Origin of the sequence: Chelativorans sp. AA-79, assembly GCF_029457495.1 — a bacterium.
GTDB lineage: Bacteria > Pseudomonadota > Alphaproteobacteria > Rhizobiales > Rhizobiaceae > Chelativorans.
On the sequence record NZ_CP120361.1, the window covers coordinates 3,052,757 to 3,075,277 of the forward strand.

Annotated in this window: 26 protein-coding genes; 9 read left to right on the forward strand and 17 right to left on the reverse strand. The window is 64.1% G+C overall.

The genetic code is table 11. The annotated features are described in order from the left end of the window. Nucleotides 1-46: 46 nt before the first annotated feature. Nucleotides 47-1,162, forward strand: coding sequence for an alanine dehydrogenase (gene ald / locus PVE73_RS14875; RefSeq protein ID WP_277362994.1), 1,116 nt, complete (start codon nucleotides 47-49; stop codon nucleotides 1,160-1,162). A 46-nt stretch (nucleotides 1,163-1,208) separates the two neighbouring features. Here ald and PVE73_RS14880 read toward each other — a convergent pair whose 3' ends face one another. The 5 genes from PVE73_RS14880 to PVE73_RS14900 form a co-directional block, all read right to left on the reverse strand. Continuing rightward, a complete protein-coding gene (locus PVE73_RS14880; protein ID WP_277362995.1) occupies nucleotides 1,209-1,682 on the reverse strand; it encodes a DUF1203 domain-containing protein in 474 nt (157 codons plus the stop codon). Between the two features lie 84 nt (nucleotides 1,683-1,766). Continuing rightward, nucleotides 1,767-2,333 carry an OmpA family protein gene (locus PVE73_RS14885; RefSeq protein ID WP_277362996.1) on the reverse strand — a complete coding sequence of 189 codons (567 nt, stop codon included), beginning with the start codon at nucleotides 2,331-2,333 and terminating at the stop codon, nucleotides 1,767-1,769. Between the two features lie 87 nt (nucleotides 2,334-2,420). Next, entirely contained in the window at nucleotides 2,421-2,996 is a 576-nt protein-coding gene (locus PVE73_RS14890) for a GNAT family N-acetyltransferase (protein ID WP_277362997.1), read from the reverse strand. Beyond that, nucleotides 2,993-3,838, reverse strand: a complete 846-nt coding sequence (gene sseA / locus PVE73_RS14895) for a 3-mercaptopyruvate sulfurtransferase (RefSeq protein ID WP_277362998.1) — start codon at nucleotides 3,836-3,838, stop codon at nucleotides 2,993-2,995. Before sseA ends, PVE73_RS14890 begins: the two co-directional genes overlap by 4 nt. Nucleotides 3,839-3,943: 105 nt before the next feature. After that, on the reverse strand, nucleotides 3,944-4,681 hold the full coding sequence (locus PVE73_RS14900) for an alanyl-tRNA editing protein (protein ID WP_277362999.1): 738 nt from the start codon (nucleotides 4,679-4,681) through the stop codon (nucleotides 3,944-3,946). A 296-nt stretch (nucleotides 4,682-4,977) separates the two neighbouring features. Between PVE73_RS14900 and PVE73_RS14905 the strand changes: the two genes are divergently transcribed. Together PVE73_RS14905 and PVE73_RS14910 are read left to right on the forward strand one after the other, a co-directional pair. Continuing rightward, on the forward strand, nucleotides 4,978-5,190 hold the full coding sequence (locus tag PVE73_RS14905) for a hypothetical protein (protein ID WP_277363000.1): 213 nt from the start codon (nucleotides 4,978-4,980) through the stop codon (nucleotides 5,188-5,190). Then, on the forward strand, nucleotides 5,187-6,074 hold the full coding sequence (locus PVE73_RS14910) for an alpha/beta fold hydrolase (protein ID WP_277363001.1): 888 nt from the start codon (nucleotides 5,187-5,189) through the stop codon (nucleotides 6,072-6,074). The genes PVE73_RS14905 and PVE73_RS14910 overlap by 4 nt, the downstream gene beginning before the upstream one ends. Nucleotides 6,075-6,084: 10 nt before the next feature. Here PVE73_RS14910 and PVE73_RS14915 read toward each other — a convergent pair whose 3' ends face one another. The 5 genes from PVE73_RS14915 to ilvA all read right to left on the reverse strand — a co-directional run bounded on the left by PVE73_RS14915 (nucleotide 6,085) and on the right by ilvA (nucleotide 12,138). Beyond that, nucleotides 6,085-7,125, reverse strand: coding sequence for a cysteine synthase A (locus PVE73_RS14915; protein ID WP_277363002.1), 1,041 nt, complete (start codon nucleotides 7,123-7,125; stop codon nucleotides 6,085-6,087). A gap of 184 nt (nucleotides 7,126-7,309) precedes the next feature. Further along, complete coding sequence (locus PVE73_RS14920) at nucleotides 7,310-8,530, reverse strand: MFS transporter (RefSeq protein ID WP_277363003.1); 1,221 nt, start codon at nucleotides 8,528-8,530, stop codon at nucleotides 7,310-7,312. A 153-nt stretch (nucleotides 8,531-8,683) separates the two neighbouring features. Next, complete coding sequence (locus tag PVE73_RS14925) at nucleotides 8,684-10,021, reverse strand: DEAD/DEAH box helicase (RefSeq protein WP_277363004.1); 1,338 nt, start codon at nucleotides 10,019-10,021, stop codon at nucleotides 8,684-8,686. Between the two features lie 315 nt (nucleotides 10,022-10,336). Beyond that, nucleotides 10,337-10,885, reverse strand: a complete 549-nt coding sequence (locus PVE73_RS14930) for a DUF1697 domain-containing protein (RefSeq protein WP_277363005.1) — start codon at nucleotides 10,883-10,885, stop codon at nucleotides 10,337-10,339. Next, nucleotides 10,882-12,138, reverse strand: a complete 1,257-nt coding sequence (gene ilvA / locus PVE73_RS14935) for a threonine ammonia-lyase IlvA (protein ID WP_277363006.1) — start codon at nucleotides 12,136-12,138, stop codon at nucleotides 10,882-10,884. The genes PVE73_RS14930 and ilvA overlap by 4 nt, the downstream gene beginning before the upstream one ends. Before the next feature lie 125 nt (nucleotides 12,139-12,263). Between ilvA and PVE73_RS14940 the strand changes: the two genes are divergently transcribed. Beyond that, nucleotides 12,264-13,091 carry an arylamine N-acetyltransferase gene (locus PVE73_RS14940; RefSeq protein ID WP_277363007.1) on the forward strand — a complete coding sequence of 276 codons (828 nt, stop codon included), beginning with the start codon at nucleotides 12,264-12,266 and terminating at the stop codon, nucleotides 13,089-13,091. Between the two features lie 429 nt (nucleotides 13,092-13,520). On the opposite strand, the gene dksA is transcribed toward PVE73_RS14940, so the two are convergent. Then, complete coding sequence (dksA, locus tag PVE73_RS14945; protein ID WP_277363008.1) at nucleotides 13,521-13,937, reverse strand: RNA polymerase-binding protein DksA; 417 nt, start codon at nucleotides 13,935-13,937, stop codon at nucleotides 13,521-13,523. 251 nt (nucleotides 13,938-14,188) lie between these two features. Between dksA and PVE73_RS14950 the strand changes: the two genes are divergently transcribed. From PVE73_RS14950 to PVE73_RS14965, 4 genes are all read left to right on the forward strand, one after another. Then, nucleotides 14,189-14,701 (forward strand): histidine phosphatase family protein, encoded by a 513-nt coding sequence (locus tag PVE73_RS14950; protein ID WP_277363009.1) that lies wholly within the window; start codon nucleotides 14,189-14,191, stop codon nucleotides 14,699-14,701. Nucleotides 14,702-14,785: 84 nt separating this feature from the next. Further along, nucleotides 14,786-16,252, forward strand: a complete 1,467-nt coding sequence (locus PVE73_RS14955; RefSeq protein ID WP_277363010.1) for a YcjX family protein — start codon at nucleotides 14,786-14,788, stop codon at nucleotides 16,250-16,252. Beyond that, the gene (locus PVE73_RS14960; protein WP_277363011.1) at nucleotides 16,249-17,313 is read left to right on the forward strand and encodes a TIGR01620 family protein; all 1,065 of its coding nucleotides are present in this window, start codon (nucleotides 16,249-16,251) and stop codon (nucleotides 17,311-17,313) included. The genes PVE73_RS14955 and PVE73_RS14960 overlap by 4 nt, the downstream gene beginning before the upstream one ends. Nucleotides 17,314-17,489: 176 nt before the next feature. Next, on the forward strand, nucleotides 17,490-18,026 hold the full coding sequence (locus PVE73_RS14965; protein WP_277363012.1) for a hypothetical protein: 537 nt from the start codon (nucleotides 17,490-17,492) through the stop codon (nucleotides 18,024-18,026). On the opposite strand, the gene folK is transcribed toward PVE73_RS14965, so the two are convergent. Genes folK through folP form a run of 3 tightly spaced genes read right to left on the reverse strand, consistent with a single transcriptional unit; the run spans nucleotide 18,023 to nucleotide 19,733 of the window. Next, on the reverse strand, nucleotides 18,023-18,544 hold the full coding sequence (gene folK, locus PVE73_RS14970; protein WP_277363013.1) for a 2-amino-4-hydroxy-6-hydroxymethyldihydropteridine diphosphokinase: 522 nt from the start codon (nucleotides 18,542-18,544) through the stop codon (nucleotides 18,023-18,025). The genes PVE73_RS14965 and folK overlap by 4 nt on opposite strands. Beyond that, complete coding sequence (folB, locus tag PVE73_RS14975) at nucleotides 18,528-18,887, reverse strand: dihydroneopterin aldolase (RefSeq protein WP_277363014.1); 360 nt, start codon at nucleotides 18,885-18,887, stop codon at nucleotides 18,528-18,530. The genes folK and folB overlap by 17 nt, the downstream gene beginning before the upstream one ends. Before the next feature lie 9 nt (nucleotides 18,888-18,896). Next, on the reverse strand, nucleotides 18,897-19,733 hold the full coding sequence (gene folP / locus PVE73_RS14980; RefSeq protein ID WP_277363015.1) for a dihydropteroate synthase: 837 nt from the start codon (nucleotides 19,731-19,733) through the stop codon (nucleotides 18,897-18,899). 184 nt (nucleotides 19,734-19,917) lie between these two features. On the opposite strand from folP, the gene PVE73_RS14985 reads away from it, so the two are divergent. Beyond that, nucleotides 19,918-20,544 carry a DUF922 domain-containing protein gene (locus PVE73_RS14985; RefSeq protein ID WP_277363016.1) on the forward strand — a complete coding sequence of 209 codons (627 nt, stop codon included), beginning with the start codon at nucleotides 19,918-19,920 and terminating at the stop codon, nucleotides 20,542-20,544. Here PVE73_RS14985 and PVE73_RS14990 read toward each other — a convergent pair whose 3' ends face one another. The 3 genes from PVE73_RS14990 to PVE73_RS15000 all read right to left on the reverse strand — a co-directional run bounded on the left by PVE73_RS14990 (nucleotide 20,545) and on the right by PVE73_RS15000 (nucleotide 22,341). Then, entirely contained in the window at nucleotides 20,545-21,573 is a 1,029-nt protein-coding gene (locus tag PVE73_RS14990; RefSeq protein ID WP_277363017.1) for an NAD(P)/FAD-dependent oxidoreductase, read from the reverse strand. 17 nt (nucleotides 21,574-21,590) lie between these two features. Next, complete coding sequence (locus PVE73_RS14995) at nucleotides 21,591-21,911, reverse strand: 2Fe-2S iron-sulfur cluster-binding protein (protein WP_277363018.1); 321 nt, start codon at nucleotides 21,909-21,911, stop codon at nucleotides 21,591-21,593. Between the two features lie 91 nt (nucleotides 21,912-22,002). After that, nucleotides 22,003-22,341 carry an Hpt domain-containing protein gene (locus tag PVE73_RS15000; RefSeq protein WP_277363019.1) on the reverse strand — a complete coding sequence of 113 codons (339 nt, stop codon included), beginning with the start codon at nucleotides 22,339-22,341 and terminating at the stop codon, nucleotides 22,003-22,005. Between the last annotated feature and the right edge of the window lie 180 nt (nucleotides 22,342-22,521).

The window sequence follows — 22,521 nt, forward strand, 5'->3', positions numbered from 1 at the left end:
GTGGTTTGCTTGGACACACTTGAACCAAGGCTCGCTGGAGGCGGCAATGCGTGTCGGATGTCCCAAGGAAATCAAAAACCACGAATATCGTGTCGGCCTCACGCCGGGCGCGGTGCGCGAATATGTGGCCCATGGCCATGATGTGTTGGTGGAGACCGGCGCTGGCGCCGGGATCGGCGCCGACGACAACGCCTATCGCGCCGCCGGTGCCGCGATCGCCAAGACGGCCGGGGAAGTCTTCGCCCGTTCCGACATGATCGTGAAGGTGAAGGAGCCGCAGCCTTCCGAGTGGGTGCAACTCCGTGAAGGGCAGATCCTCTACACTTATCTGCATCTCGCCCCGGATCCGGACCAGACCAAGGGACTGATCGAAAGCGGCGTGACGGCGGTCGCCTATGAGACGGTGACGGACGAGCGCGGCGGCCTGCCGTTGCTCGCGCCGATGTCGGAAGTCGCCGGCCGCCTCGCCATCCAGGCCGGTGCCACGGCCTTGCAGAAGGCCAATGGCGGACGCGGCGTTCTGCTCGGCGGCGTGCCGGGCGTGCTGCCTGGCAAGGTTGCCATCATAGGCGGCGGTGTGGTTGGTTTGAATGCGGCGAAGATGGCGGTCGGCCTCGGCGCCGATGTTACCCTCGTCGATCGCTCGATTCCACGGCTGCGCCAGCTCGATGACATCTTCAACGGTCGCGTACACACCCGCTACTCCACCGTCGAGGCACTGGAGGAGGAATGCTTCTCCGCCGATGTGGTCGTCGGCGCCGTGCTGATCCCGGGGGCTGCCGCGCCGAAGCTCGTTACCCGCGAGATGCTGTCCGGCATGAAGAACGGCGCGGTCCTGGTGGACGTCGCCATTGATCAGGGTGGCTGTTTCGAGACCTCACATGCCACCACCCACTCCGACCCCACCTATGAGGTGGACGGCATCATCCATTACTGCGTGGCGAACATGCCGGGCGCGGTGCCCGTCACCTCGGCCCACGCCCTGAACAACGCGACCCTGCATTACGGCCTGCAACTCGCCGATAAAGGGCTGAAAGCCCTCGCCGACGACCCGAACCTGCGCAACGGTCTCAACGTACATAGGGGCCGCATCACCAATCGCGCCGTGGCCGAGGCACTCGGCTATGAGATGGCCGAGCCCAGGGCTGTTCTGGCGGCCTGACCGCCGGAAAAGCCGTCCAATCCAGCCGCCTTTGAGACGGGCTTTTTCACGCCCGCTCGATGCGGCACTGATAACAGTTGTAACGGCCAGAGCGCAGGTGCAGGTAAGCGACGTCCGGCCTTTGCAGCAGCTCGTGCGAATGGGTGCAGACGAGTTGCTTCGGGGTGACCGCGCCCGTCCCGTAGAGGATCCGGTCGTCGTACCCATAGGCACGGAGAAGAAATTCGGTCGAGGCGCGGAACATCTCCGGCATCACGTCACTTTCCTCTGCCCTTGCGCATTCCTCTGCGCAGAGGAAGATGGGCCCGGTCTCCGCATAGGGCTGCAGATGCGGAAACGGCCGGTACGCCAAAGCCAGGTAAGGCTTTCCCGCCTGCACGTTATGCAGACAGTGACGGCAGGGTACGCCATCGCCGTCCGAAATGAGACGCTCGGGCGGATTGCCGTAAGCGTCCCGCTCACCTCCTTGCAGCGCTCTGGCCTCTTCCGTGGGAATGGCGACGAATTTGATAAGGCCCATCGATCTTCTCCCGTCATCTTTCAGAATCCGGAGAAGATTGGAGATCGGGTGGCGTTCAGGCCACCCGATTCCTGATTCGGAAAGCTATCGCACGAAATCGTCGATGCGCCGCAAGGTCACGCGGCGGTTCTCCCAGCTCTCATAGGGCGTCTGCACGAGCAGGAACTCCTCGCCATAGCCAACCGTTTCCAGCATGCGTGGCGGGATGCGGAAATGCCGGACGAGGATATTCTCGAGGGAGCGCGCCCGCTCTTCGGAAAGGCGAAAATTGTAACCGTAGGAGCCCACCGCGTCGGTATGGCCTTCGAGCAGGATGCGCGTGCCCGGCCGCCGGCGCGCGATCTGGCGCAGGGCTGCTGCGATCCGGTCGACCTTGGGGTACTGCGAAGGCGGGATCTCGGCCGAGTTGAACGCGAAATTGATCGCCTGGATGTCGATGGAAGGTGCGCGGCGGCGCAGGTCCGGTCGGCGCTTGAACTGGTCGATCGTCACCCGCTCCTCGGGCCGGATCCGCTCGCGCGGGGCGGCATCCAGCCTGCGCATGATCTGCGCCTCGGAGGGCATTTCCGCCTGGGCAAGCGCGCCCCCGGGCAGCGCGGTAGCCCCGGCGGAGGCAAGAGCGACAAACAGGATTTGGCGGCGGTTCAGCATAAATATGCTCCGGATTGGTCGAACGGCCGCATCATGCCGAGCGCACCTGAATCGGGCATGAACGGAACGATATGCTGCGTCCGGATGTCAGGAGCGGAGAAGAACCGCGGCGCGGGCCTCGGGCGATAGTTCGCTCACCGTCTCTTCCCGGCGCCATACGGGCGAAAATCCCAGCTTCTGATAGAGCTGCAGTGCAGCCGGATGGTCGAGGGTGCAGGTCTCGACCGAAACGATGCGCGGCGCATGTTCCCAGCCTGCACGGATCGCGGTGCCCAGGAACCAGCGGCCGAGGCCGCGCCCGATCGCATGCGGCATCAGTCCGAAATGAACGAGCCTGCACTCCTGCTCGGAAAGCAGGCGTAGTTCGAAAAAGCCGGCGGGGGCGCCGTCCAGATACAGGACGCGGATGTCCGCCCGGTCGCTGTCGACCCTCTCCTTGAGGTCTCTATCGCTCAGAGTCAAAGCGGCGGTCCAGTGCCACTCGCGGCCGACCCGGTCATAAAGATAGCGATAGAAGTGGAGGGGCATGTCGCGGCACTTCAAAAGCGCGAGTTGCATGCCGGCGGGAGCCGGCGGATAGTGCTGCGGCTGCACTCCCATCTGGAGATGGGTGACAACGGCCGTCAGGACGCGGCCACGTGACGATGTCGCCTTGGCGGTCATTTCCGTTCTTTCACGACGGGCGTATCCTCGTGCCGCCCCCACTCGCTCCACGAGCCGTCATAGAGCCGGGCGTCCTTGTGCCCGAGCGACTCCAGCGCCAGGGAGATCACCGCTGCGGTGACGCCCGAACCGCAGGAGGTCACGACCGGCTTGTTTAGGTCAAGTCCTGCGGCTTCAAGCGTCTCCCGCAGGCGATCGAGAGGCAGGAGCTCGCCGTTCTCCGACAGCGACGAGGCCGGTATGTTCACGGCGCCCGGCATGTGGCCCGAGCGCAGGCCGGGCCGCGGCTCGGGCTCCGTGCCGGCAAAGCGGCCGGGGGCGCGGGCATCGGCGATCTGTGCTTCACGCTTCTCCACGATATGACGCATCTGGTCGAAGGAAACCACGCGGCTTTCATCGAATTCCGGCACGAACGCGGTGGGGGCGATCTTGGTCGGCTCGCTCGTCACCGGCCGCCCCTCGGCCCGCCAGCGCTCGAAACCGCCTTCGAGCACGAAGACCTTCTCCGCCCCCATCGACCGGAACATCCACCAGACGCGCGGCGCCGACATGAGCCCCGGGCCGTCATAGACGACAATGGTGTCGTCCCGGGAAATGCCCATGGAGCTGACGTGGCGCTCGAATGTCAGGGGATCGGGCACTGCATGCGGCAGGTCCGAGTCCGGGTTAACGACGAGGTCCTGATCGAAAAACACCGCGCCGGGGATGTGCGCCGCCTCGTATTCGACCCGCGCGTCGCGGCCCGGAAAGTACCAGGAGCCGTCGACGATCGACAGGCCCGGCTCGTCAAGCCGCTCCTCGAGCCATCCGGCGGAGACAATGAAGGGACTCTTGTCGCTCATGCGTGCACCCAAAAACTTCCTCAGCAAATCATCTGCCGTATCCCGCGAAAAGGAGCCGATCACAATAGATAGGGTCGGCGGCCCTCCGGCAAGTGCCCCGCCCGGTCACGCCGGGGGTGGCGGGCCGAAGCGGATGCGGAAGCGGCGGTTCTCCCGCCCCTTCTTCTCGATCTTGCCTATATGGATTTCTCCCACCTCGCCCGTGCGCGCCACATGCGTGCCGCCGCAGGGCTGGCTGTCGACGGATGAATTCTCACCGATGCAGACGAGCCGGATGCGGCCGGCACCCGCCGGAGGGCGAACATTCTTCGACTTGACGAGGTTCGGATGGGCGGCAAGCTCCTCCTCGCCGATCCAGCGCGTGAAGACGGGGTGGTCGGCCTCCACCAACTCCATGAGGCGCTCCGTCACCCCTTCCTTGGTCCAGCCTGCGTCGGGCAGATCGAAATCGATGCGCGAATCCGTTTCGTCCACGGCTGCCCCCGTAATCGGAAAGGGACAGACCACGCTCAGGAGATGGCAAGCCGTGTGCATGCGCATCAGCCTGTGACGCCGCTCCCAATCGATCGCGATCGTCACCTGCTCGCCCACCGACGGAAGCGCCTGGTCCGCCGCGGGCACATGGACGATATCGTCCTTGGTTTCTCCCGTCACCGTCGCCGCAATGGCGATCTTCGAGCCGTCCGCACGCAGGAAATGACCGGTATCCCCCGGCTGCCCGCCGGATGTCGCGTAGAAGACGGTGCGGTCGAGAATAACGCCGCCGCGCTCGTTGATCCCAAGGACGGCCGCTTCCGCGGAGGACAGATAAGGCTCTTCACGAAACAGCGCCTCGGTGCGCATCGTTTTCTCCATTCGTGGTCGTGATCGTGCGCCTGAAAACCGGCTCGAATGCATCGGCTAAAGACATACCCTCGAGCTTGCGGGATGGGAACCGGGGAGTTTTGCCGTTTCCTTTAAGGTGATAGCAAATTAATCTGAGGAAGCTGCAGCCCATATCTGCACGGAGAACCCCTATGGCGGATCAAAGGACCGGAAAACCGCGATCGTTTGCTGTCCCGGCGCTCGTGGCAACGGTTCTTACCGGGGGGTGGCTCGTCGAGCCGACAGAACCCGGCCCGTTCTACGGAACGCAAAGCTTGACGATTTCCGGAGCGCCCGGCGATGTCCTTCGCGTGGAACCTCTGCCCGTTCCCGTCCCCGGCGAGGCACAGGCCTGGCGTGTGCTCTACGTCTCCACTGGCCTTTCCGGCGAACCGATCACCGTTTCCGGCGTGGTCGCCGCGCCGCGGGGCGAGCCCCCGCGGAAGGGCGCCCGGTCGTCGCCTGGGCCCACGGTACGACAGGCGTGACGAGCCGTTGTGCCCCGTCGCTGAGGGCGGACTTCTTCGAGCATGTGCCCGGCGCAGCGGAATTCCTCGAACGCGGCTATGTGCTGGCGGCCACCGACTATCCGGGACTTGGTACGCCCTCGCCACATCCGTATCTCGTGGGAGAGAGCGAAGGCCGAGCGGTGCTCGATTCCGTCCGTGCCGCGGCCCATGTCGGGGGCGCCGGCGCAACGAACCGATTCGCCGTCTGGGGCCACTCCCAAGGCGGTCATGCCGCCCTTTTTGCCGGGCAGATCGCCGCCTCCTACGCGCCGGAGCTGGACCTTGCCGGCGTGGCCGCCGCAGCACCCGCCACCGATCTCGCCAAGCTTCTGAAAGACGATCTCCCGAGCAAGGCGGGCAAGGTGCTCACAGCGCTCGCGATGTGGTCATGGAACAAGGTTTTCGACGCGCCGCTTTCGCCGCTGCTCGATCAGGACGCCATTGCCGCCATCGACCGCATTGCGAGCGACTGCATGGAGGGCCCCCTGCAGGGTCTCGTCCTTGCCGAGCGCGAGAAGGCGATCAATCGTGATTTCATCCATGGTGAGCTGACCGAGACCGAGCCCTGGAAGACGCTGCTCGCGCGCAACGTACCGGATGCCAGCGGCGCCGGAGGGCCTCTGTTCCTCGCTCAGGGCACGGCGGACCCGATCGTAAGCCCGCAGGTCACGCTCGATTTCGCAGAACTCGCCTGCCGCAGCGGCACGCCCGTGCGCTTCAATCTCGGTCAGGGCCGCGACCATCTCGGGATCCTTGCCGAGAGCACCGATGAGGCCGTGCAATGGATAGCGGACAGTCTCGCGGGCACCCCGCCCCCGAACGACTGCGGAAACCTGCCGCGCGTCGACGGCGGCCGAAACTGAGGCCCGCCGCTCAGTTCTCCGGCACGGGCTCGAACGGCACGGAAATATCGGGCGTCATCTCCATCCAGGCCGGCACTGGGAGATTCTTCTCGCGCAGGAAGGCCGGATTGAAGAGCTTCGACTGATAGCGCGTGCCGTAGTCGGCCAGGATCGTCACGATCGTATGCCCGGGTCCCAGATCCTTGGCCAGCCGAATCGCGCCGGCGATATTGATGCCGGTCGACCCACCGAGGCAGAGCCCCTCTTCCTGGACGAGCGAGAAGATGATCGGCAGCGCCTCCTCGTCCGGTATCTGATAGGAAAAATCCGGCTCGAAGCCGTCCAGATTGGCCGTAATGCGGCCCTGGCCGATGCCCTCGGTGATCGAACTTCCCTCCGCCTTCAGCTCGCCGGCGGTGTAGTAGCTGAAAAGCGCCGCCCCCCTGGGATCGGCCAGCCCGATCTTTATATCGCCGCGCTTGTGCTTCAGTCCCTCGGACACACCGGCCAGCGTGCCGCCGGTGCCGACGGCGGAAACGAAACCATCCACCTTGCCTCCGGTCTGGCTCCAGATCTCTTCGGCCGTCGTGCGGACATGACCGTCGCGGTTCGCGACATTGTCGAACTGGTTGGCCCAGATCGCGCCGTTCGGATCCGTGCGCGCAAGCTGTTCAGCCAGCCTGCCCGACACTTTCACATAGTTGTTCGGGTTTCTGTAGGGCACCGCAGGCACTTCGATCAGCTCGGCGCCAAGAATGCGCAGCGCGTCCTTCTTCTCCTGGCTCTGTGTGTCCGGGATCACGATCACCGTACGGTAGCCCAGCGCCTTCGCCACCACCGTCAGGCCGATGCCGGTATTGCCGGCAGTACCCTCGACGATAACGCCGCCGGGTCGAAGGAGCCCCCGCTTCTCCGCGTCGCGGATGATGAAGAGCCCTGCCCTGTCCTTCACGGACTGGCCGGGATTCATGAATTCAGCCTTCCCGTAGATCTCGCAGCCAGTCTCCTCCGAGGCCCGCCGCAGGCGGATGAGCGGCGTGTTGCCGATGGCTTCGATCACCGATGGGTACATGGGGGCGATTCCTCGTTCTGCGGAAGGCTTCTGCGGCGAGCGGGCCGCCTGCGGCATATTCATCATGCCTTGGCTCGAACCTAAAAACCGGCTCCCTTCAAGGCAAGCTCTTGTTTTCGCGTCTGCCCGCCCGCCGTGGCAAATGCTTCGGCCATTCCGCTCCCTGGCGGACGGATTTTCCTGATCAGCGTTCCACCGGTTGGGGCGCGTGGCGCACCGTCCGTTCGGGCGGCACGTCGCGTGCCATAAGGTAAATTGCCAGACTGGCGGCCAGCATCGCCGCGTAAAAGCCGAACAGCCACTGATATGCGGCCGCCGGCTCGCCCGACGTGCTGAACTCGGAGAACAGAGCGCCCGTGGCGAACTGCATCGCTCCCACGCCGCCGATCGAGAAGAAATTGAGGAGAGTGACCCCACGCCCGGTCAGATGCGGCGGCAGGAAGGCGCGGCCATGGGCCATCAACAGGCCATAGCTGCCGCCAAAGAGGCCCACCACCACCAGAACCACGGTGACACTGCCCATCGTTCCGGCGGGGAGGACGGCGAGCCAGACAAGGGCGACCACGCTGACGCCGTTGCCCGCCACGGCCACCCATTTCCGCGTGCCGAAAAGAGTGTCGAGCGGCCCGTAGAGAAAGGAGCCCGCCGCCATCGCCAGTGCCATGAAGAGCGTCACCTGCCCGATCAGCAGCGATTCTGCACCGAAGATGTCGGCTAGATAGGGTCCAGCCCACAGGCCCCGGATGCCTGCTGCCGGCGCGTAGCTCAGCGCGGTGAGCGGAATGATGGGCCAGAGCACGCGCATGCGCAGAAGCTCGAGATAGCCCCGAAGACCGGAACCGGACGGTGCACCGTCGGCAGCCGGATCGCGAACGAAGAGGAGAATGGCGGCAGAAACCGCCAGGGTGAGCACGCCGAGACCCGCCATCACCTCGCGCCAGCCGAAAGCTTCCGCCGCCGCCGCCAGCGGTGCCGCGCCGATGACATTGCCCATGGTGCCAATACCGACGAGCCAGGAGATCAGGACCGCAAGCCGCGCGGGAGAATAGGTCTTGGCGAAAATGAAAACCGAGGCCATCAGCACCGGTGAGCATCCGACACCGATCATCGCCATGGCGGCGATGACCATCCAGGGCGCGGAGGCGAAAGCGAAGAGAAACGCACCGCCACCGCCACAAAGACCAAGTATCGCCGAGGCGGTTCGCCGCGGGCCGTAGCGGTCGAGCGACACGCCGACGGCGAACTGCATGAGGGCGAAGGAAGCGAACCACGCGCCGGACGCTGCCGAGAGATCGGCCTTGGTCGCTCCGAGCTCGGCGGTCAGCGCTGGCGTCAGCACGGCAAGAAAGGAGCGATAGAACTGCGATAGGATATAGGCGGCCGTGAGAGCCGCGATCCCTGCCATCGAAACGCCTCCTCCCGCCGTTTCCTCGGAGATTCTCGTGGAGGCTGCCTATCCCAGGAAAGGAAGGCAGGCAATTGGGCCAGACGCGGCGTGAGGATGTCCAGCGTCGATAAAAAGAGGCCTGCCGCGTGGCAGGCCTCCGGTATTCCGGTTTCAGGCGGCGCGGGACGCGAAGCGGACTGCGCCCTTTGGGCCACCCTTGCGATTGCGCTTGCGGCGCGGCGGTTTTGACGCCGTCCGGTCGCCCGCGCTCTTCGTGGGCCTGGCTTCGGGCTTGCCGCCGCGCGGGCGGTCATTGGCCGGCAAGGGTGTGACGTTGCTCCGTGCGGCATCGGGTTCCCGCGTGACATCTTTCACGATCGGGAGCCGCATGCGGATGACCCGCTCCACCTGCCGGAGCTTCGACGACTCGCTCGGATCGCACAGTGTAACCGCTTCGCCGTCGGCGCCGTTGCGCGCCGTGCGGCCGATGCGGTGAACATAGCTTTCCGCTTCGTCCGGCAGATCGAAATTCACCACATGGCTGATGCCGGGCACGTCGATGCCGCGCGCGGCAATGTCGGTCGCCACGAGAATGCGCACCGAACCGTCACGAAAATCGTTCAGTGCCCGCTGCCGGGCGTTCTGGGACTTGTTGCCGTGGATCACGGCTGCGTCGAAGCCGTCGCGCTGGAGATCGCGGGTCACGCGGTCAGCACCGTGCTTGGTTCGGGCGAACACGATCACCTGGCCCATCTTCTCGTCGGCGAGCATTTCGGCAAGCACCAGGCGCTTCTGCTTGGTGCGGGCCATGACCACGCTCTGGCGAACTTCTGCCGCCGTCGTGCCCTGGGGCGATATCTCGATACGGACCGGCTCGCGCAGCAGGCTCGCCGTCAGCATCTCGATTTCCTTCGGCATGGTGGCCGAGAAGAGCGCGGTCTGGCGCGCCGGGTGCGTCGCCTTGGCGATGCGCCGGACATCATTGATGAACCCCATGTCGAGCATGCGGTCCGCCTCGTCGAGCACGAGCCAGGTGGTCTCCGAAAGCACCACATCACCCTCGCGCACCAGATCCGTCAGCCGGCCGGGAGTGGCAATCAGGACGTCGACGCCGGGGGCCATCCGCTTCACCTGCGAGTGGCGCGAAACGCCGCCCAGGACAAGCGCGGTGGAGATATGGGCGCCCTTGGAAAGGTCCCGCACGACCTTTTCGATCTGCACCGCAAGCTCCCGCGTCGGCACGAGGATCAGCGCCCGCGCCGTGCGCGGGCGGCGCTTGTTGCCGAGTCCGATGATCCTCGAAAGGATGGGGAGCGAAAAGGCGGCTGTCTTGCCGGAGCCGGTCTGGGCAACGCCCAAAATGTCGCGTCCCGCGAGGAAAGGCGGAATCGCCTTCTCCTGGATGGGCTTGGGCTCGGTCATGCCGGCGGCGTTGGCGGCGTTCAGAAGGGCGCCGGTGATCCCGAGGCGGGCGAAACCCTCTGGTTTCGCAATATTGTCATTGGTCAATCGTTTTTCTCTCTCGAGCGCCGGCCCTCAAAGGCAGGCGCAAATCGGTCCATGGCAGGGCGCAACCTGCCGAACCGTGGTTTTGATGAACGACAAGGCGGCGGGTTTGCCCGCACGGCTGCGCTGTCGCGCCCGGACCATGGTCCGGGGCTTTTCCTTCCTGCCGATTCGGTGGGAACCCGAGGAGGATGAGACGCAACCAGTCCCGTTTCGAGAAAGCCAGAAGACCCGGCTCATGCGCCTATGGGCCTCATATGGAGTATCGCGGCTGAAAGCGCAAACGAAATGTTGTGCGCTGCGAAAAGAGAAGCCGCATCAATTCAGCGGGATCGCCGCGGCGCGTTCCTGCAAGGCCAGCACCGTCCGCCAGTTTCGGGCGGTCATCGCCACCTGCAGCGTCGGCTCGATCTTCGGCGCGAAGAGCGAGCGTCCCATGCCGTCAGGCGCGTGCAGATAAAGCGAGCGACCCTTCACGACGAAACGTTCGGTCCCCACGGCCTTGGCTTGCAGGGCATGCACGGCATCCGGTTCGGGTGCGCGCTCCAGGGCGAAGGCGTGAAGCTTGGTCGGCACGCCGACCACCTCCGGATAGGGATTGCCCGCAATCAATTCCTCCCACTCGGCAAGGCTCCGCACAAGCACGCTCTTCTGGAAGGCCATTCCCTCGCGGACCGCGGCAGCGACCTTGCGGGCGACCTCCTCTGCGCCGAGCGGAGAAGAAAGCAGGGCGTTGCCGCTGTTGATATAGGTGGAGACGTTGGCGAAGCCCGCTCCGTTCAAAACAGCGCGCAGGCGCTCCACGGGAAGCTGCGTTGCCCCGCCCACCCCGCGGAAGAGCACGATATAGACCGTTTCCCTCCTCATATCAGAAGGCTCGCAATCGTGTCGTTGTCGGTGATGTCCTGATAGGCCCAGCCGGACTCCTGGAAGCGCCGCCTGAGTACGGCGAAATTGCGCGGGTCCTTGGTTTCGACCCCGATCAGGACCGAGCCGAAATTGCGGGCGGATTTCTTGAGATATTCGAATCGGGTGATGTCGTCGTCCGGCCCAAGAAGCTCGAGGAAGTCCCGCAATGCGCCCGGCCGCTGCGGAAAACGGAAGATGAAGTACTTCTTCAGCCCCTCGAAGCGCAATGCCCGCTCCTTCACGTCCGGCAGCCGCTCGAAATCGAAATTGCCGCCCGAAACCACGGCGACGACCGTGCGTCCCCTGATCTCCTTGCGCGGGAGATCCTTGAGGGAATCGATTGCGAGCGCTCCCGCCGGCTCCAGAACCACACCTTCGATATTCAGCATCTCGATCATGGTGGCACAAAGGCGGTTTTCAGGAACAAGATTAATATCTTGCGGTGAAAAGCTCTTGAGTTTCCTGAACGGCTCGCGCCCGATTTCCGCCACGGCTGCGCCGTCCACGAAATTATCCACCTGCGGCAGCTTCACCCTCTTTCCGGCCGAAAGGCTCCTTTCCAGGCTCGGCGCGCCGGCAGGCTCGGCGAAGGCGAAGTGGGCGCCAATGCCGCTCTCCTGCAGGAACGCGGTGACGCCGGCAGCAAGTCCGCCTCCGCCCACCGGCAGGAGCACCAATGCGTCGCTGAGTTGGCCATCAAGCTGCTCGGCCAATTCATGCGCCACGGTCGCCTGTCCCTCGATGATATCGCCATGGTCGAAAGGCGGGACCATGAGCGCGCCGCTCTCGCCCGCGAAGCTCTTCGCCGCGTGGTTGCACTCGTCGAAGAAGTCGCCGATCAACCGCACCTCGATCCATTCGCCACCGAAAAGCTTGGTCTTGTCGATCTTCTGCTGCGGCGTGGTGACCGGCATATAGACCACGCCCCTGCGGGAGAAATGACGGCAGGCAAAGGCAAAACCCTGCGCGTGGTTGCCGGCGGACGCGCAGACGAAACCCTCCTCGCCCGCACCGGCGGCGATCGCCTTGCGCATGAAGTTGAACGCACCGCGCAGCTTGTAGGAGCGGACAGGCGTCAGGTCCTCACGTTTGAGGAAGATGCGCGCACCTGTCTTCCTGGAAAGATAATCGTTCTGCTGCAGCGGCGTTTCGGGAAACAGTGCGCGCAGAGACTGCGCCGCCCGCCCGACGCGCTCGACAAACGCGCTCATACCGGTCTCCTTCAAGCGGCCGGAGGGTTCGACGGAAAGAAGACGCCTCCGGTCTGGCTGCTATTGCATATCGTCACCGACGAAGCCACTCTCCGCCATCATGCAATTGCCCTGAAAGGGAGCCGATGGGGGAAGGACCGGAGACATTCGATCTCGACGCATATTTTCGGCGCATCGGCTATGATGGACCGCGCGCGCCGACGCTCGAAACGCTTTCCGCCCTCCATCTCCTCCACCCGCTCGCCATCCCCTTCGAGAATCTGGATCCGCTGATGCACCGCCCTGTCAGGCTTGACCTTGCCGGGCTGCAGGAGAAGCTCGTTCGCTCCCGCCGGGGCGGTTACTGCTTCGAGCACAACAGGGTTTTCATGGCTGCGCTGGACGCGCTCGGTTTTAGTGTTTCGGGGCTCGGCGCGCGTGTGCTCTGGGGCCGAGCCGACGATGCGATCACGCCCCGGAGCCATATGCTGCTACGGGTCGAGATGCCGGAAGGCACATATCTCGCCGATGTCGGCTTCGGCGGTCTGACGCTCACCGCGCCGCTTCGTCTGGAAGCCGGCTGCGAGCAGCGGACGCCACACGAAACCTTCCGTCTCGAACACGAGGGAGGAATGTGGCGGTTGCGGGCGAAAGTCGGTGAGGAATGGCGCTCGCTCTTCCGCTTCGGGCTGGAGGAACAGCTGGATGTGGATTACGAGGTGACCAGCTATTTCACCTCGACCAATCCCGGTTCACCGTTTCGGCGGACGCTGGCGGTCGCCCGCCCGGCCCGTGAGGGCCGTCGGACACTCCAGAACAGGCGTTTCAGATTCCGCCGGTCCGACGGCTCTGAGGATGTGCGCGAACTGACGTCTGCTGCGGATATCGAGACCGTGTTGCGGGAGGCTTTCGGCATCGACGTACCGGACAGCGCTGCGTTTGCCGCCGCACTCCGACGCGAAGCGATCATCTGATCGTCCCGCAGCCAGCCCCTATATCGTCTGTCCCGGTGCCGCAGCCTACCTCAATGCAGAAGGCCGGTACGGCCATCTCTTCGGGTCGGCATCCTCGACCAACCGGAGACGACAGGTCGGGCATAGTTCGTAGTCCCCCGCAAGCAGATCCGAGCCTCGGTGGGATGTTATCCTGATCGTCACCCACCTCCACTCGTCGATCTTGCGATAATCGTTCACCACACCACAACCATCGCAGCGCCAGACATTGCTGCCCACGATCGCCTCCAATCCTTTGCAACTAATCTCTAGCATAACGTGCATTGCATTGAAAGGCTTGCAACCGAATCCTCTTCTCACCTTTGGTACACACGCAGGAGAATCGGACAGTGGCGAAAAGAAAAGGCCGGGATGTCCCGGCCTTTTTCTTCCTGTTGAGGTCGAAGCGCCTCAATCGTCGCGATAAACCTTCTCGCGCCGCTCGTGGCGCTCCTGCGCCTCGATGGAAAGCGTCGCAATCGGACGGGCATCGAGACGCTTCAGCGAAATCGGCTCACCGGTTTCCTCGCAATAGCCATAGGTGCCGTCGTCGAGACGCTGGAGCGCCGCATCGATCTTGGCGATGAGCTTGCGCTGGCGGTCTCGCGCGCGCAACTCGATGGCCCGATCGGTCTCGGATGAGGCCCGGTCGGCAAGGTCAGGATGGTTTGCATTCTCCTCTTGCAGCGCCTCCAGCGTTTCGCGGGCTTCCTTCAGGATCTCGTGTTTCCACTTGATCAGCTTGCTGCGGAAATACGCCCGCTGGCGCTCGTTCATGAAGGGTTCGTCCTCAGAGGGTACATATTCGGCATCGACGAGATCGGACATGGATTTAACCCCACAGCTTGCCAGCGGCGCCTATATATTCGGGTGTGAAGGCTGGGACAAGCACTAACGGTAGCGGAATAACGCAATTGTCATCCTTAGGTGGAAATCGCCAGGCATCCGCAGCGCCGTGCTTCTTCAAACGGTTCAATTCCCTTCCTGAACGCCGAATCGGTTTTGCGCGCAGGCATGCGAACCCGTAAGATCGGCCTCAGCAGGAAGAGCGGGAACGCCGCCGGGAGATGGAGGGGCGCTTGCATCGGCTTTATCTGGTCAGGCATGCGGAAGCCTCGCATCCGAAGGCGGGCGGGGCCGATTTCGACCGGCCGCTGTCGGAACGCGGAAAGCGGGATGCGGCAATGCTCGGCATCACGATGCGAACCGAGGGGTTCCGTCCGGCCTTCGTTCTCTGCTCCAGCGCCTTGCGCGCAAGACAAACCTGGGAGGGCGTCGCGAGGGGCTTTGCAGCCCCTTTCCCCGAGACCACCTATTTATCCGAACTCTATCGGGGCGACGCGGCGGATTATCAGATCCTGATCGCCACGGCTCCGGTGGCGGATTCGCTGCTCGTGGTCGGCCACAATCCGATGGTTCAGGAACTGGCGTTTTCGCTCCCGCGCAGCGGTGAAGCGCAGGCGAGAACGGCCGTCGGCAGGGGATTTCCGGCTGGAGCGCTCGCCGTGATCGATTTCGCGGAGCCGCTGTGGCGCATCGCTTCGGGAAAGGGAATTCTCGCAACCTTCCTTTCACCGTCTGACATGCTTTAATCCCGTCCACCGCCCGTACCCTTTTCATTCTCCCGTCCGATCGCCTATATCCGGTTGCCGCTGAGAGCATACGAGGACCGGCCTTTGCCATCGCTGACAACGCTCGCCGACGAAGCCCGAATCGCTCTCGACACGGTGGCCGACCGGACCACCGGCCTCTGGTCGCCCTCGGTGCGGCTCGGCGTCACTGGCCTTTCGCGGGCCGGCAAGACGGTCTTCATCTCCGCGCTCGTCCACAACCTCGTCCATGGCGGGCGGTTGCCGCTGTTCGAGTCGCAGTCCTCCGGCCGCATCGCGAAAGCCTATCTGGAACACCAGCCGGACGACGCGGTGCCACGCTTCCAGTACGAGGACCACATCGCCGATCTCGTGGACCGGCGCATCTGGCCCTCCTCGACCCGCGCCATTTCGGAACTGAGGCTCACGATAGAATACGAATCAGCCTCGGCCTGGGGCCGGATGTTTTCGCGCGGGAAGATCTCGCTCGATATCGTCGACTATCCTGGGGAATGGCTGCTCGATCTGCCGCTTCTTGGCAAGGATTTCGGCGCCTTCAGCCGGGAGGCAGTCGAACTCTCCGAACTGCCGGGCCGCGAGGACATCGCCCGCCCCTGGCGCGATCTCGCCGCCGGCGTCGATCCGGACGCGGATGCCGACGAAATGCTGGCGCGCAAGTTGTTCGAGAGTTTCGCGGGCTATCTGCAGGCCTGCAAGGGGGAGAATCGTGCCCTTTCGACCCTGCCACCCGGCCGTTTCCTGATGCCAGGCGACCTCGAAGGCTCACCCGCCCTCACCTTTGCTCCCCTCGCGAAGCTGAGCGACCGCCGGTCGCGACCCGGCTCCATGCAGGCCATGATGGAGCGGCGATACGAGGCCTACAAGACGCATGTGGTGAAACCCTTCTTCCGCGAGCATATCGCCCGTCTCGACCGGCAGATCGTGCTGGTGGATGCGATGCAGGCGATCAATGCCGGCGAACCGGCGGTCAAGGATCTGGAGCGGGCATTGACGGAGATTCTCGCCTGCTTCCGTCCAGGCCGCGGAAGCCTGCTCACAGGCCTGGTGTCACGGCGGATCGACCGCATCCTGATCGCCGCTACCAAGGCCGACCACATTCACCACGAAAGCCATGACCGCCTGCAGGCGATCGTCAGACGGCTGGCCGAACGGGCGATCGCCCGGGCTGACTTCTCCGGCGCCGCAGTGGATGTGGTCGCCATGGCCGCCGTGCGTGCCACCCGTGAGGGCAAGGTCACGCGCGGCCGCCAGGCGCTTCCGGTCATCATCGGCACGCCGCTTGCCGGTGAGAGCATTGGTGACGAGGTCTTCGACGGCGAAACCGAGACGGCGGTCTTCCCGGGCGACCTGCCGGAAAGCCCGGCAGCGCTTTTCCGCAAGGACGCGCCCTCGCCTTCCGGTGATCCGACGATCCGCTTCGTGCGCTTCCGCCCGCCCAGGCTCGAACGCACGGCGGAAGGCGTCACCCTTTCGCTGCCGCACATTCGGCTTGACCGCGCCCTGCAATTCCTTCTCGGAGACAAGCTGGCATGAGCGAACCGCGCCGCCCCGCCGCATTCCGGATCGAGCCCGCGCCGGAAGCCAAAGCCGGCAAGGAGGCGGGAGAAGACACGCGCCGGCCGCAGGCCGTCAGACTCGACGAGACGGTTACCGTCACGCCGGCCGAAATCGACGTCTTCGATTCACTCGAACCGGCGGCGGCCCCGCCCCCGCCAGCCGCCCCGGCACGGCGCTCACGGCTGGGCACCATCTTCTTCGCAGCCCTGGGCATGCTCGTCTCGCTCGCCGCCGGATTGTGGGCGGATCGCCTCATTCGCGATCTCTTCTCGCGCGCGGATTGGCTCGGATGGCTGGGCGCGGCCCTCACGGCGGTGGTCGCCCTCGCTCTTTTGGCCATCCTGGCCCGCGAAATCCTCGCGCTTTCCCGCCTGGCCTCGGTGGAGAAGATGCGCCAGCGCGCCGACGACGCCTATGAGCGCGACGATGCAAAGGATGCACGGGCCGTCATCGACCAGCTCTCGGCGCTCTTTCACAGCCACCCGGACACGGCTGTTGGACGGCAGAAGATCAAGGAAATGGAAGACGACGTCATCGACGGCCGCGATCTCCTGGGGATCGCCGAAAGGGAGCTGCTGGCGCCGCTCGATCGGCGCGCGCAAAAGCTCGTGCTGGATGCAGCCAAGCGCGTTTCGTTGGTAACGGCGGTCAGTCCCCGCGCAATGATGGATGTGGGCTATGTGATCTTCGAGGCGGCGCGGCTCCTGCGCCGTCTTTCCGAGTTGTATTGCGGCCGGCCCGGCTTCCTCGGCTTCCTGCGCCTGTCGCGCAATGTACTCGCCCACCTCGCGGTGACCGGCTCGATGGCCATGGGCGACAACATCGTGCAGCAGATCGTCGGCCACGGAATCGCCGCCCGGCTTTCGGCCCGCCTTGGCGAAGGCGTGGTCAACGGCATGATGACGGCCCGCATCGGCATCGCCGCCATCTCCGCCATACGCCCCCTCCCGTTTCGTGCGGTCGAGCGCCCCGGCATGGGCGATTTCCTGAAGGCGCTGACGCAATTCGCTGCCAAAACCGACGGGAACCGGAGCTAGAGGCCGTTGGATTTACGCTGCGGCGGCCCCGCCTCCAGTCCCCGACAGTCCTCCGGAACAATCCACGACCGCAAAATAAGCTCGGATCCGGTCGCCTCGTCGGCCGGACAGTGATAAAGCTTTAACCAAACTTCTTCATGCTTCCGAAATTGTCGTCGCCAGTGGATCGCCGTCCCATGTTCCTGCGCATTGTCGCCCTTCTTTCCACAGCCGCCCTTGTTGCCGGCGCTACAGCCCCTGCTGCCGCTTCCGATCGTGAGCGGGCGTTCTTCGAGAGGATCGAGGGAGCCTGGACCGGGCCCGGCGAGATCGTCGCGGGGAAATACAAGGGGACGAAATTCGTCTGCAATTTTGCCGGCTCGACGCCGGAGGACAAGGTCGGCATGTCGCTCGATGGCGGCTGCCGCGTCGGCGTCTTCAATCAGGCGATGTCGGCCAAGGTCGAGCGCAGCCGGTCGGGTTTCAGCGGCACGTTCCTCGATGGCGCGGCCGGCAAGGGCCTGGATGTGATCGGCGGCTCGGTCAAGGGCGAGTATGCGGTCTTCGCCATCCACCGCAACGCGCTGACGGGAGCCATGCGCGCCCAGCTTTCCGGCAAGGATATGATGAACGTCACGATCTCCGTTCATGTGGAAGAAGAGCTGGTGCCGGTGATCGGGATCACCCTGAAGCGCGTCGACCCGAAAGCCGTCAGCGCGCTGACGCAAAACTAGACCGGTTCCATCCACCAGGACCTGTCGTCGCTGATCCGCTCGATCCCGGCGGCATCGAGCGTTTCCAGATGGTCGCCTATCGATCTGCCTTCGAGCATCAGCCCCGGCGCGATTTCGGCCAGCGGCACCAGCACGAAAGCACGTTGAAGCATTCGCGGATGCGGGATTTCCAGTGCGTCCTGCGAAATCCTCCGATCGCCGAACATCAGGACGTCGATGTCGATGAGGCGGGGGCCCCAACGCTCATATCTCTCCCGTTTCAGAGCACGCTCGGTGTCGAGACAAAGATCAAGCAGCTCGCGCGGCTGCAGACGGGTTTCGATTTCGGCGACCGCGTTGAGGAAGTCCGGCTGGTCGGTCTTGCCCCATGGCGGCGCCCGGTAGAGCGATGAAACACGGGCGACGTCGAGATCCGCATGCCTGTCCAGCGTCTGGAGCGCGATGGCCATGCTGCGTGCCGGATCGCCGAGATTCCCGCCGAGCCCCAGGAAGGCCCGGGTCCTATTGGGGCCAGTCAACCGTCACCTCGACGTGATCCAGTACTCCGGCGACGGGCGCGTTGGGCTTTCGCACCGTGATCGAAGCACGGCTGATCTGCGGAAAGCGCCCGCACAGCGCCTGCGCGATCTTCAATGCCAGCGTCTCGATGAGATATCGTCGCCCGCCGGTGACGATCTCCTCGATCAAGGTGAAGGCGACGCCGTAATCGACTGTGCTCTCAATGGAATCTTCTTCGAGGGCCGTCCCCGGCTCGATGAATAGCTCCGCATCGACATAGAAACGTTGCCCTAGCGTCTCCTCCTCGTCCAGCACACCGTGCCGGGCAAAGAAAGCGCAGTTCTTGAGCCGGATGACATACATGGCGTTGCCTCACTTCTCCGCTGCCAGCATAGCATCGGCGATGCGCAGCGCATCCCTGTTCGCTGCAATATCGTGGACGCGGAAGATCGAAGCGCCCTTGATACGCAGCAACGCGCTCGTCGCAGCCGTCGCGATGTCCCGTTCCCCGATTTCACGGCCCGTTATGCGCCCGATGAAGCGTTTGCGCGAGGTGCCGACGAGAAGCGGGAAACCCAACCCCATCAGTTCCCCGAAGCGCGCCATGATCTCGGCGTCTTCCTGCCACTCCTTCGCAAAGCCGAAGCCCGGATCGAGCACGAGCTGCCCGTCCTCATTGCCTGCTTCCCGGGCAATCTCGATCGAACGGCGCAGGAACAGGAACTCGTCGGCGATGACGTCCGGCAACTTCTGCCGCTCCCGGCCCGTATGCATCAGCACCAGCCCCGCCCCGGTTTCCGCCGCGACCGCGGCGACGGTCGGATCCTTCTGCACGCCGAACACGTCGTTGACGATATGCGCCCCCGCCTCGATGGCAAGCCGTGCGGTCTCGGAGCGGTAAGTATCGATCGAGATCACGATATCGGGTTCGCCCGCCAAGGCTTCGATGACGGGCAGGACACGCCGCTGTTCCTCGGCCGGACTGACCGGCCGGGCGCCGGGCCGCGTGGATTCACCGCCGACATCGACGATGGCCGCCCCCTGCGCCGCCAGAGCACGCGCCGCCGCCACCGCGCTTTGCACCGAAGGGAAACGGCCGCCATCGGAAAAACTGTCCGGCGTGACGTTCAGGATGCCCATGATGAGCGCCTCCGCTCCAAGGTGGAGGGTGCGCCCGTGAGCAAGGTTCCACTGCCGCGGTTCGATCATCCTCATGCCCCGTCGCGAACAAATCCTTGTGCGGTTCCTACCGCACAAAATCAATTGCCTCCGTCGGGCAACACACCTTTTTACCCAACGGAAAGCGCAGACCGCCTCGCCCTCCGGATTTTCATTGCGTGCGCCGTCTCCTTGGCGCAATGTTCATGAGGGGTGCGCGCAGGAGCTATTTTCAATGTTACGTTCTCTGCCTTTCCTTTTCATGCTTGCAGCAGGGCTCACCCCGGCCTCGGCGGCGTCGATCTCCAAGACCTACAGCTATTTTCCGATCGGCGGCATGACGCTGCCGGAAATCGAGCAGCAATTGCACGCGCGCGGCCCCAAGCTCGACAGCACCGGCCAGCGCCATCCGGGCGCCACCAACATGGAATTCACGACGCGGATCGACTATGCCGAAACCCGCGGCCAGTGCAGCGTCGGCAATGCCCGCGTCTCGGTGAAAGCAAAGGTGATCCTGCCGCGATGGCGGGACCGCAGGCGCGCGGAAACCGAGGTCCGGATGATCTGGGACACCCTCTCCCGTGACATCAAGCGCCATGAAGAGAGCCACCTGAGCATCGCGAAGAACCATGCGCGGCTTCTCGAGAACACGCTGAAGGCCCTGCCCCGGAGAAAGACGTGCAGGGCGCTCGCTCAGGACGTGAAGGCGACGACGCAACGCGTTCTCGCCCAGCACGACGCCGCCCAGGAAAAATTCGATCGCATCGAGAGCATCAATTTCGAAAGCCGGATGATGCGGCTTCTGCGTTACCGCCTCCAGCAGATCGAAGCCGCCCAGAAGCGGCAGTTGCAGGGCAGATGATCAGCTTCTCACGCCGAGCTTCTTCTGCAGGCTGGTGGAAGACGTCGTGTATTGGAAGACAATGCGCTCGTTAGGACTGACGATGCGCTTGGCCGCCTGGGCCATCAGGGCAGCCTCGTGGAAGCCGGAGAGAATGAGCTTCAGCTTGCCCGGATAGTGATTGATGTCCCCTATGGCGAAAATACCGGGCTCCGAGGTCTCGAACTTCTCGGTGTCGACCGGAATGAGGTTTTCGTGAAGGTTGAGGCCCCAGTCGGCGATAGGGCCAAGCTTCATGGTGAGGCCGAAGAACGGGAGCAGCCGCGTGCAGGGTATCTCCACCTCCCCTTCCGGCCCCTTCACGGTGGCACCTGTGAGAATTCCGTCCTTGCCGGAAAGGCGGGTCACCTGGCCGATCTGGAATTCAAGCTTGTGCTCCTCCTGAAGCGCGAACATCCTGTTGACGCTGTCGGGAGCGGCACGGAATTCCGGCCGTCGGTGAACCAATGTTACACGGCGGGCGATCGGCTGCAGATTGAGCGTCCAGTCGAGCGCGGAATCGCCGCCGCCCACGATCAGGACGTCTTCGCCGCGAAACGCCTCCATACGCCGCACGGCATAGAAGACGCTCTTGCCCTCATAGTCTTCGATGCCGGGAATCGGCGGGCGCTTCGGCTGGAACGATCCGCCGCCCGCGGCGATCACCACCGCCTTGGCCTCGAGCACTTCACCCTCGTCCGTGGTCGCGCGGAAGGAGCCGTCGGGCAGCCGCTCAAGCGTGCTGACCACACGGTTGAAGGTGAACTGCGGCTTGAAAGGCCTGATCTGCTCCATCAGGCGGTCCACCAGCGCCTGCGCCGAGATCACAGGCCAGGCGGGAATGTCGTAGATCGGCTTTTCCGGGTAAAGTTCGGTGCACTGTCCGCCGGGCCGGTCAAGAATGTCCACGAGATGACATTTGAGGTCGAGGAGCCCGAGCTCGAAGACGGCGAAAAGGCCCACCGGCCCTGCTCCGACGATCAGCACGTCCGTCTTCGTGGTGAATGCCATCCTTCGTCTACCCCTTCTCAGCCCTGGCGCTCCGGCACGCGCACGACGAGGCCGTCGAGTTCGTCGCGCACGCGGATCTGGCAGGACAGCCGTGAATTGGGCCGCACGTCATAAGCGAAGTCGAGCATGTCTTCCTCCATCGCTTCCGGCGGTCCGACGATCTCCGTCCATTGCTCGTCCACATAGACATGGCAGGTCGCGCAGGCGCAGGCGCCTCCGCACTCCGCCTCGATCCCGGGCACTCCGTTGCGTATGGCATTCTCCATCACGGTCGAGCCGTTCTCGGCTTCCAGGTCGAACTCGGTTCCGTCGAACGCGATGAATGTCAGCTTGGTCATGAGGCGATCCCGGCGGCGGCAGTCCAGGCTGCGGAGAAGTGATAGCCGGAGATAACCGCTGTGCGGGGCGTGTCAACCGTCGAGACCGTCCTCAGCCCATCTGCTCGGACAGGAAAAGCTGCATCTCGTCGATCAGGAGCGGAAGCTGTTCGGCGGCCGCCTCGGACTGGGGGGAAGCCTCCAGCTCCGCGGCACAGGCGGCGATGGCGAAAGCACCGACCGCACGGGCGGAGCCGACCAGCCTGTGCGCAAGGCTGCGGCGCGCCTCCCCCTTCGCCTGGGCAAGCTCGGTTCGCGCGGCTGTCGCCTGAACGAGGAACAGCCCCAGCACCTCACGCTTCAGCGATTCATCCCCAAGAGTCTGACGAGAAAGATGTGCAAGATCGATCGGCAGCAATTTGGAAATGTTGCCATTTTGCCAGTCCGACATACTCCCGCCCCCGTCTGAAACCTTCAACACCGATACGCGAACCCGCGGAGAGGCTACCGTTTAATCCCAATTAACCCCCATGGACAAGGCGTTAATGAGACGCCGCAAAAATACCGCATTCGGCCAGTCTCTCATTAACCTTATATTTAAACTTCTGGGCATCGCCATTAAAACGTATTT

Bases quoted from the DNA above. Each gene is read 5' to 3' on its own strand.
- ald (WP_277362994.1), top strand. From the start codon at position 47: ATGCGTGTCGGATGTCCCAAGGAAATCAAAAACCACGAATATCGTGTC.
- PVE73_RS14880 (WP_277362995.1), bottom strand. From the start codon at position 1,682: ATGGGCCTTATCAAATTCGTCGCCATTCCCACGGAAGAGGCCAGAGCG.
- PVE73_RS14885 (WP_277362996.1), bottom strand. From the start codon at position 2,333: ATGCTGAACCGCCGCCAAATCCTGTTTGTCGCTCTTGCCTCCGCCGGG.
- PVE73_RS14890 (WP_277362997.1), bottom strand. From the start codon at position 2,996: ATGACCGCCAAGGCGACATCGTCACGTGGCCGCGTCCTGACGGCCGTT.
- sseA (WP_277362998.1), bottom strand. From the start codon at position 3,838: ATGAGCGACAAGAGTCCCTTCATTGTCTCCGCCGGATGGCTCGAGGAG.
- PVE73_RS14900 (WP_277362999.1), bottom strand. From the start codon at position 4,681: ATGCGCACCGAGGCGCTGTTTCGTGAAGAGCCTTATCTGTCCTCCGCG.
- PVE73_RS14915 (WP_277363002.1), bottom strand. From the start codon at position 7,125: ATGTACCCATCGGTGATCGAAGCCATCGGCAACACGCCGCTCATCCGC.
- PVE73_RS14920 (WP_277363003.1), bottom strand. From the start codon at position 8,530: ATGGCAGGGATCGCGGCTCTCACGGCCGCCTATATCCTATCGCAGTTC.
- PVE73_RS14930 (WP_277363005.1), bottom strand. From the start codon at position 10,885: ATGAGGAGGGAAACGGTCTATATCGTGCTCTTCCGCGGGGTGGGCGGG.
- ilvA (WP_277363006.1), bottom strand. From the start codon at position 12,138: ATGAGCGCGTTTGTCGAGCGCGTCGGGCGGGCGGCGCAGTCTCTGCGC.
- PVE73_RS14940 (WP_277363007.1), top strand. From the start codon at position 12,264: ATGGGGGAAGGACCGGAGACATTCGATCTCGACGCATATTTTCGGCGC.
- dksA (WP_277363008.1), bottom strand. From the start codon at position 13,937: ATGTCCGATCTCGTCGATGCCGAATATGTACCCTCTGAGGACGAACCC.
- PVE73_RS14960 (WP_277363011.1), top strand. From the start codon at position 16,249: ATGAGCGAACCGCGCCGCCCCGCCGCATTCCGGATCGAGCCCGCGCCG.
- PVE73_RS14965 (WP_277363012.1), top strand. From the start codon at position 17,490: ATGTTCCTGCGCATTGTCGCCCTTCTTTCCACAGCCGCCCTTGTTGCC.
- folB (WP_277363014.1), bottom strand. From the start codon at position 18,887: ATGTATGTCATCCGGCTCAAGAACTGCGCTTTCTTTGCCCGGCACGGT.
- folP (WP_277363015.1), bottom strand. From the start codon at position 19,733: ATGATCGAACCGCGGCAGTGGAACCTTGCTCACGGGCGCACCCTCCAC.
- PVE73_RS14985 (WP_277363016.1), top strand. From the start codon at position 19,918: ATGTTACGTTCTCTGCCTTTCCTTTTCATGCTTGCAGCAGGGCTCACC.
- PVE73_RS14990 (WP_277363017.1), bottom strand. From the start codon at position 21,573: ATGGCATTCACCACGAAGACGGACGTGCTGATCGTCGGAGCAGGGCCG.
- PVE73_RS14995 (WP_277363018.1), bottom strand. From the start codon at position 21,911: ATGACCAAGCTGACATTCATCGCGTTCGACGGAACCGAGTTCGACCTG.
- PVE73_RS15000 (WP_277363019.1), bottom strand. From the start codon at position 22,341: ATGTCGGACTGGCAAAATGGCAACATTTCCAAATTGCTGCCGATCGAT.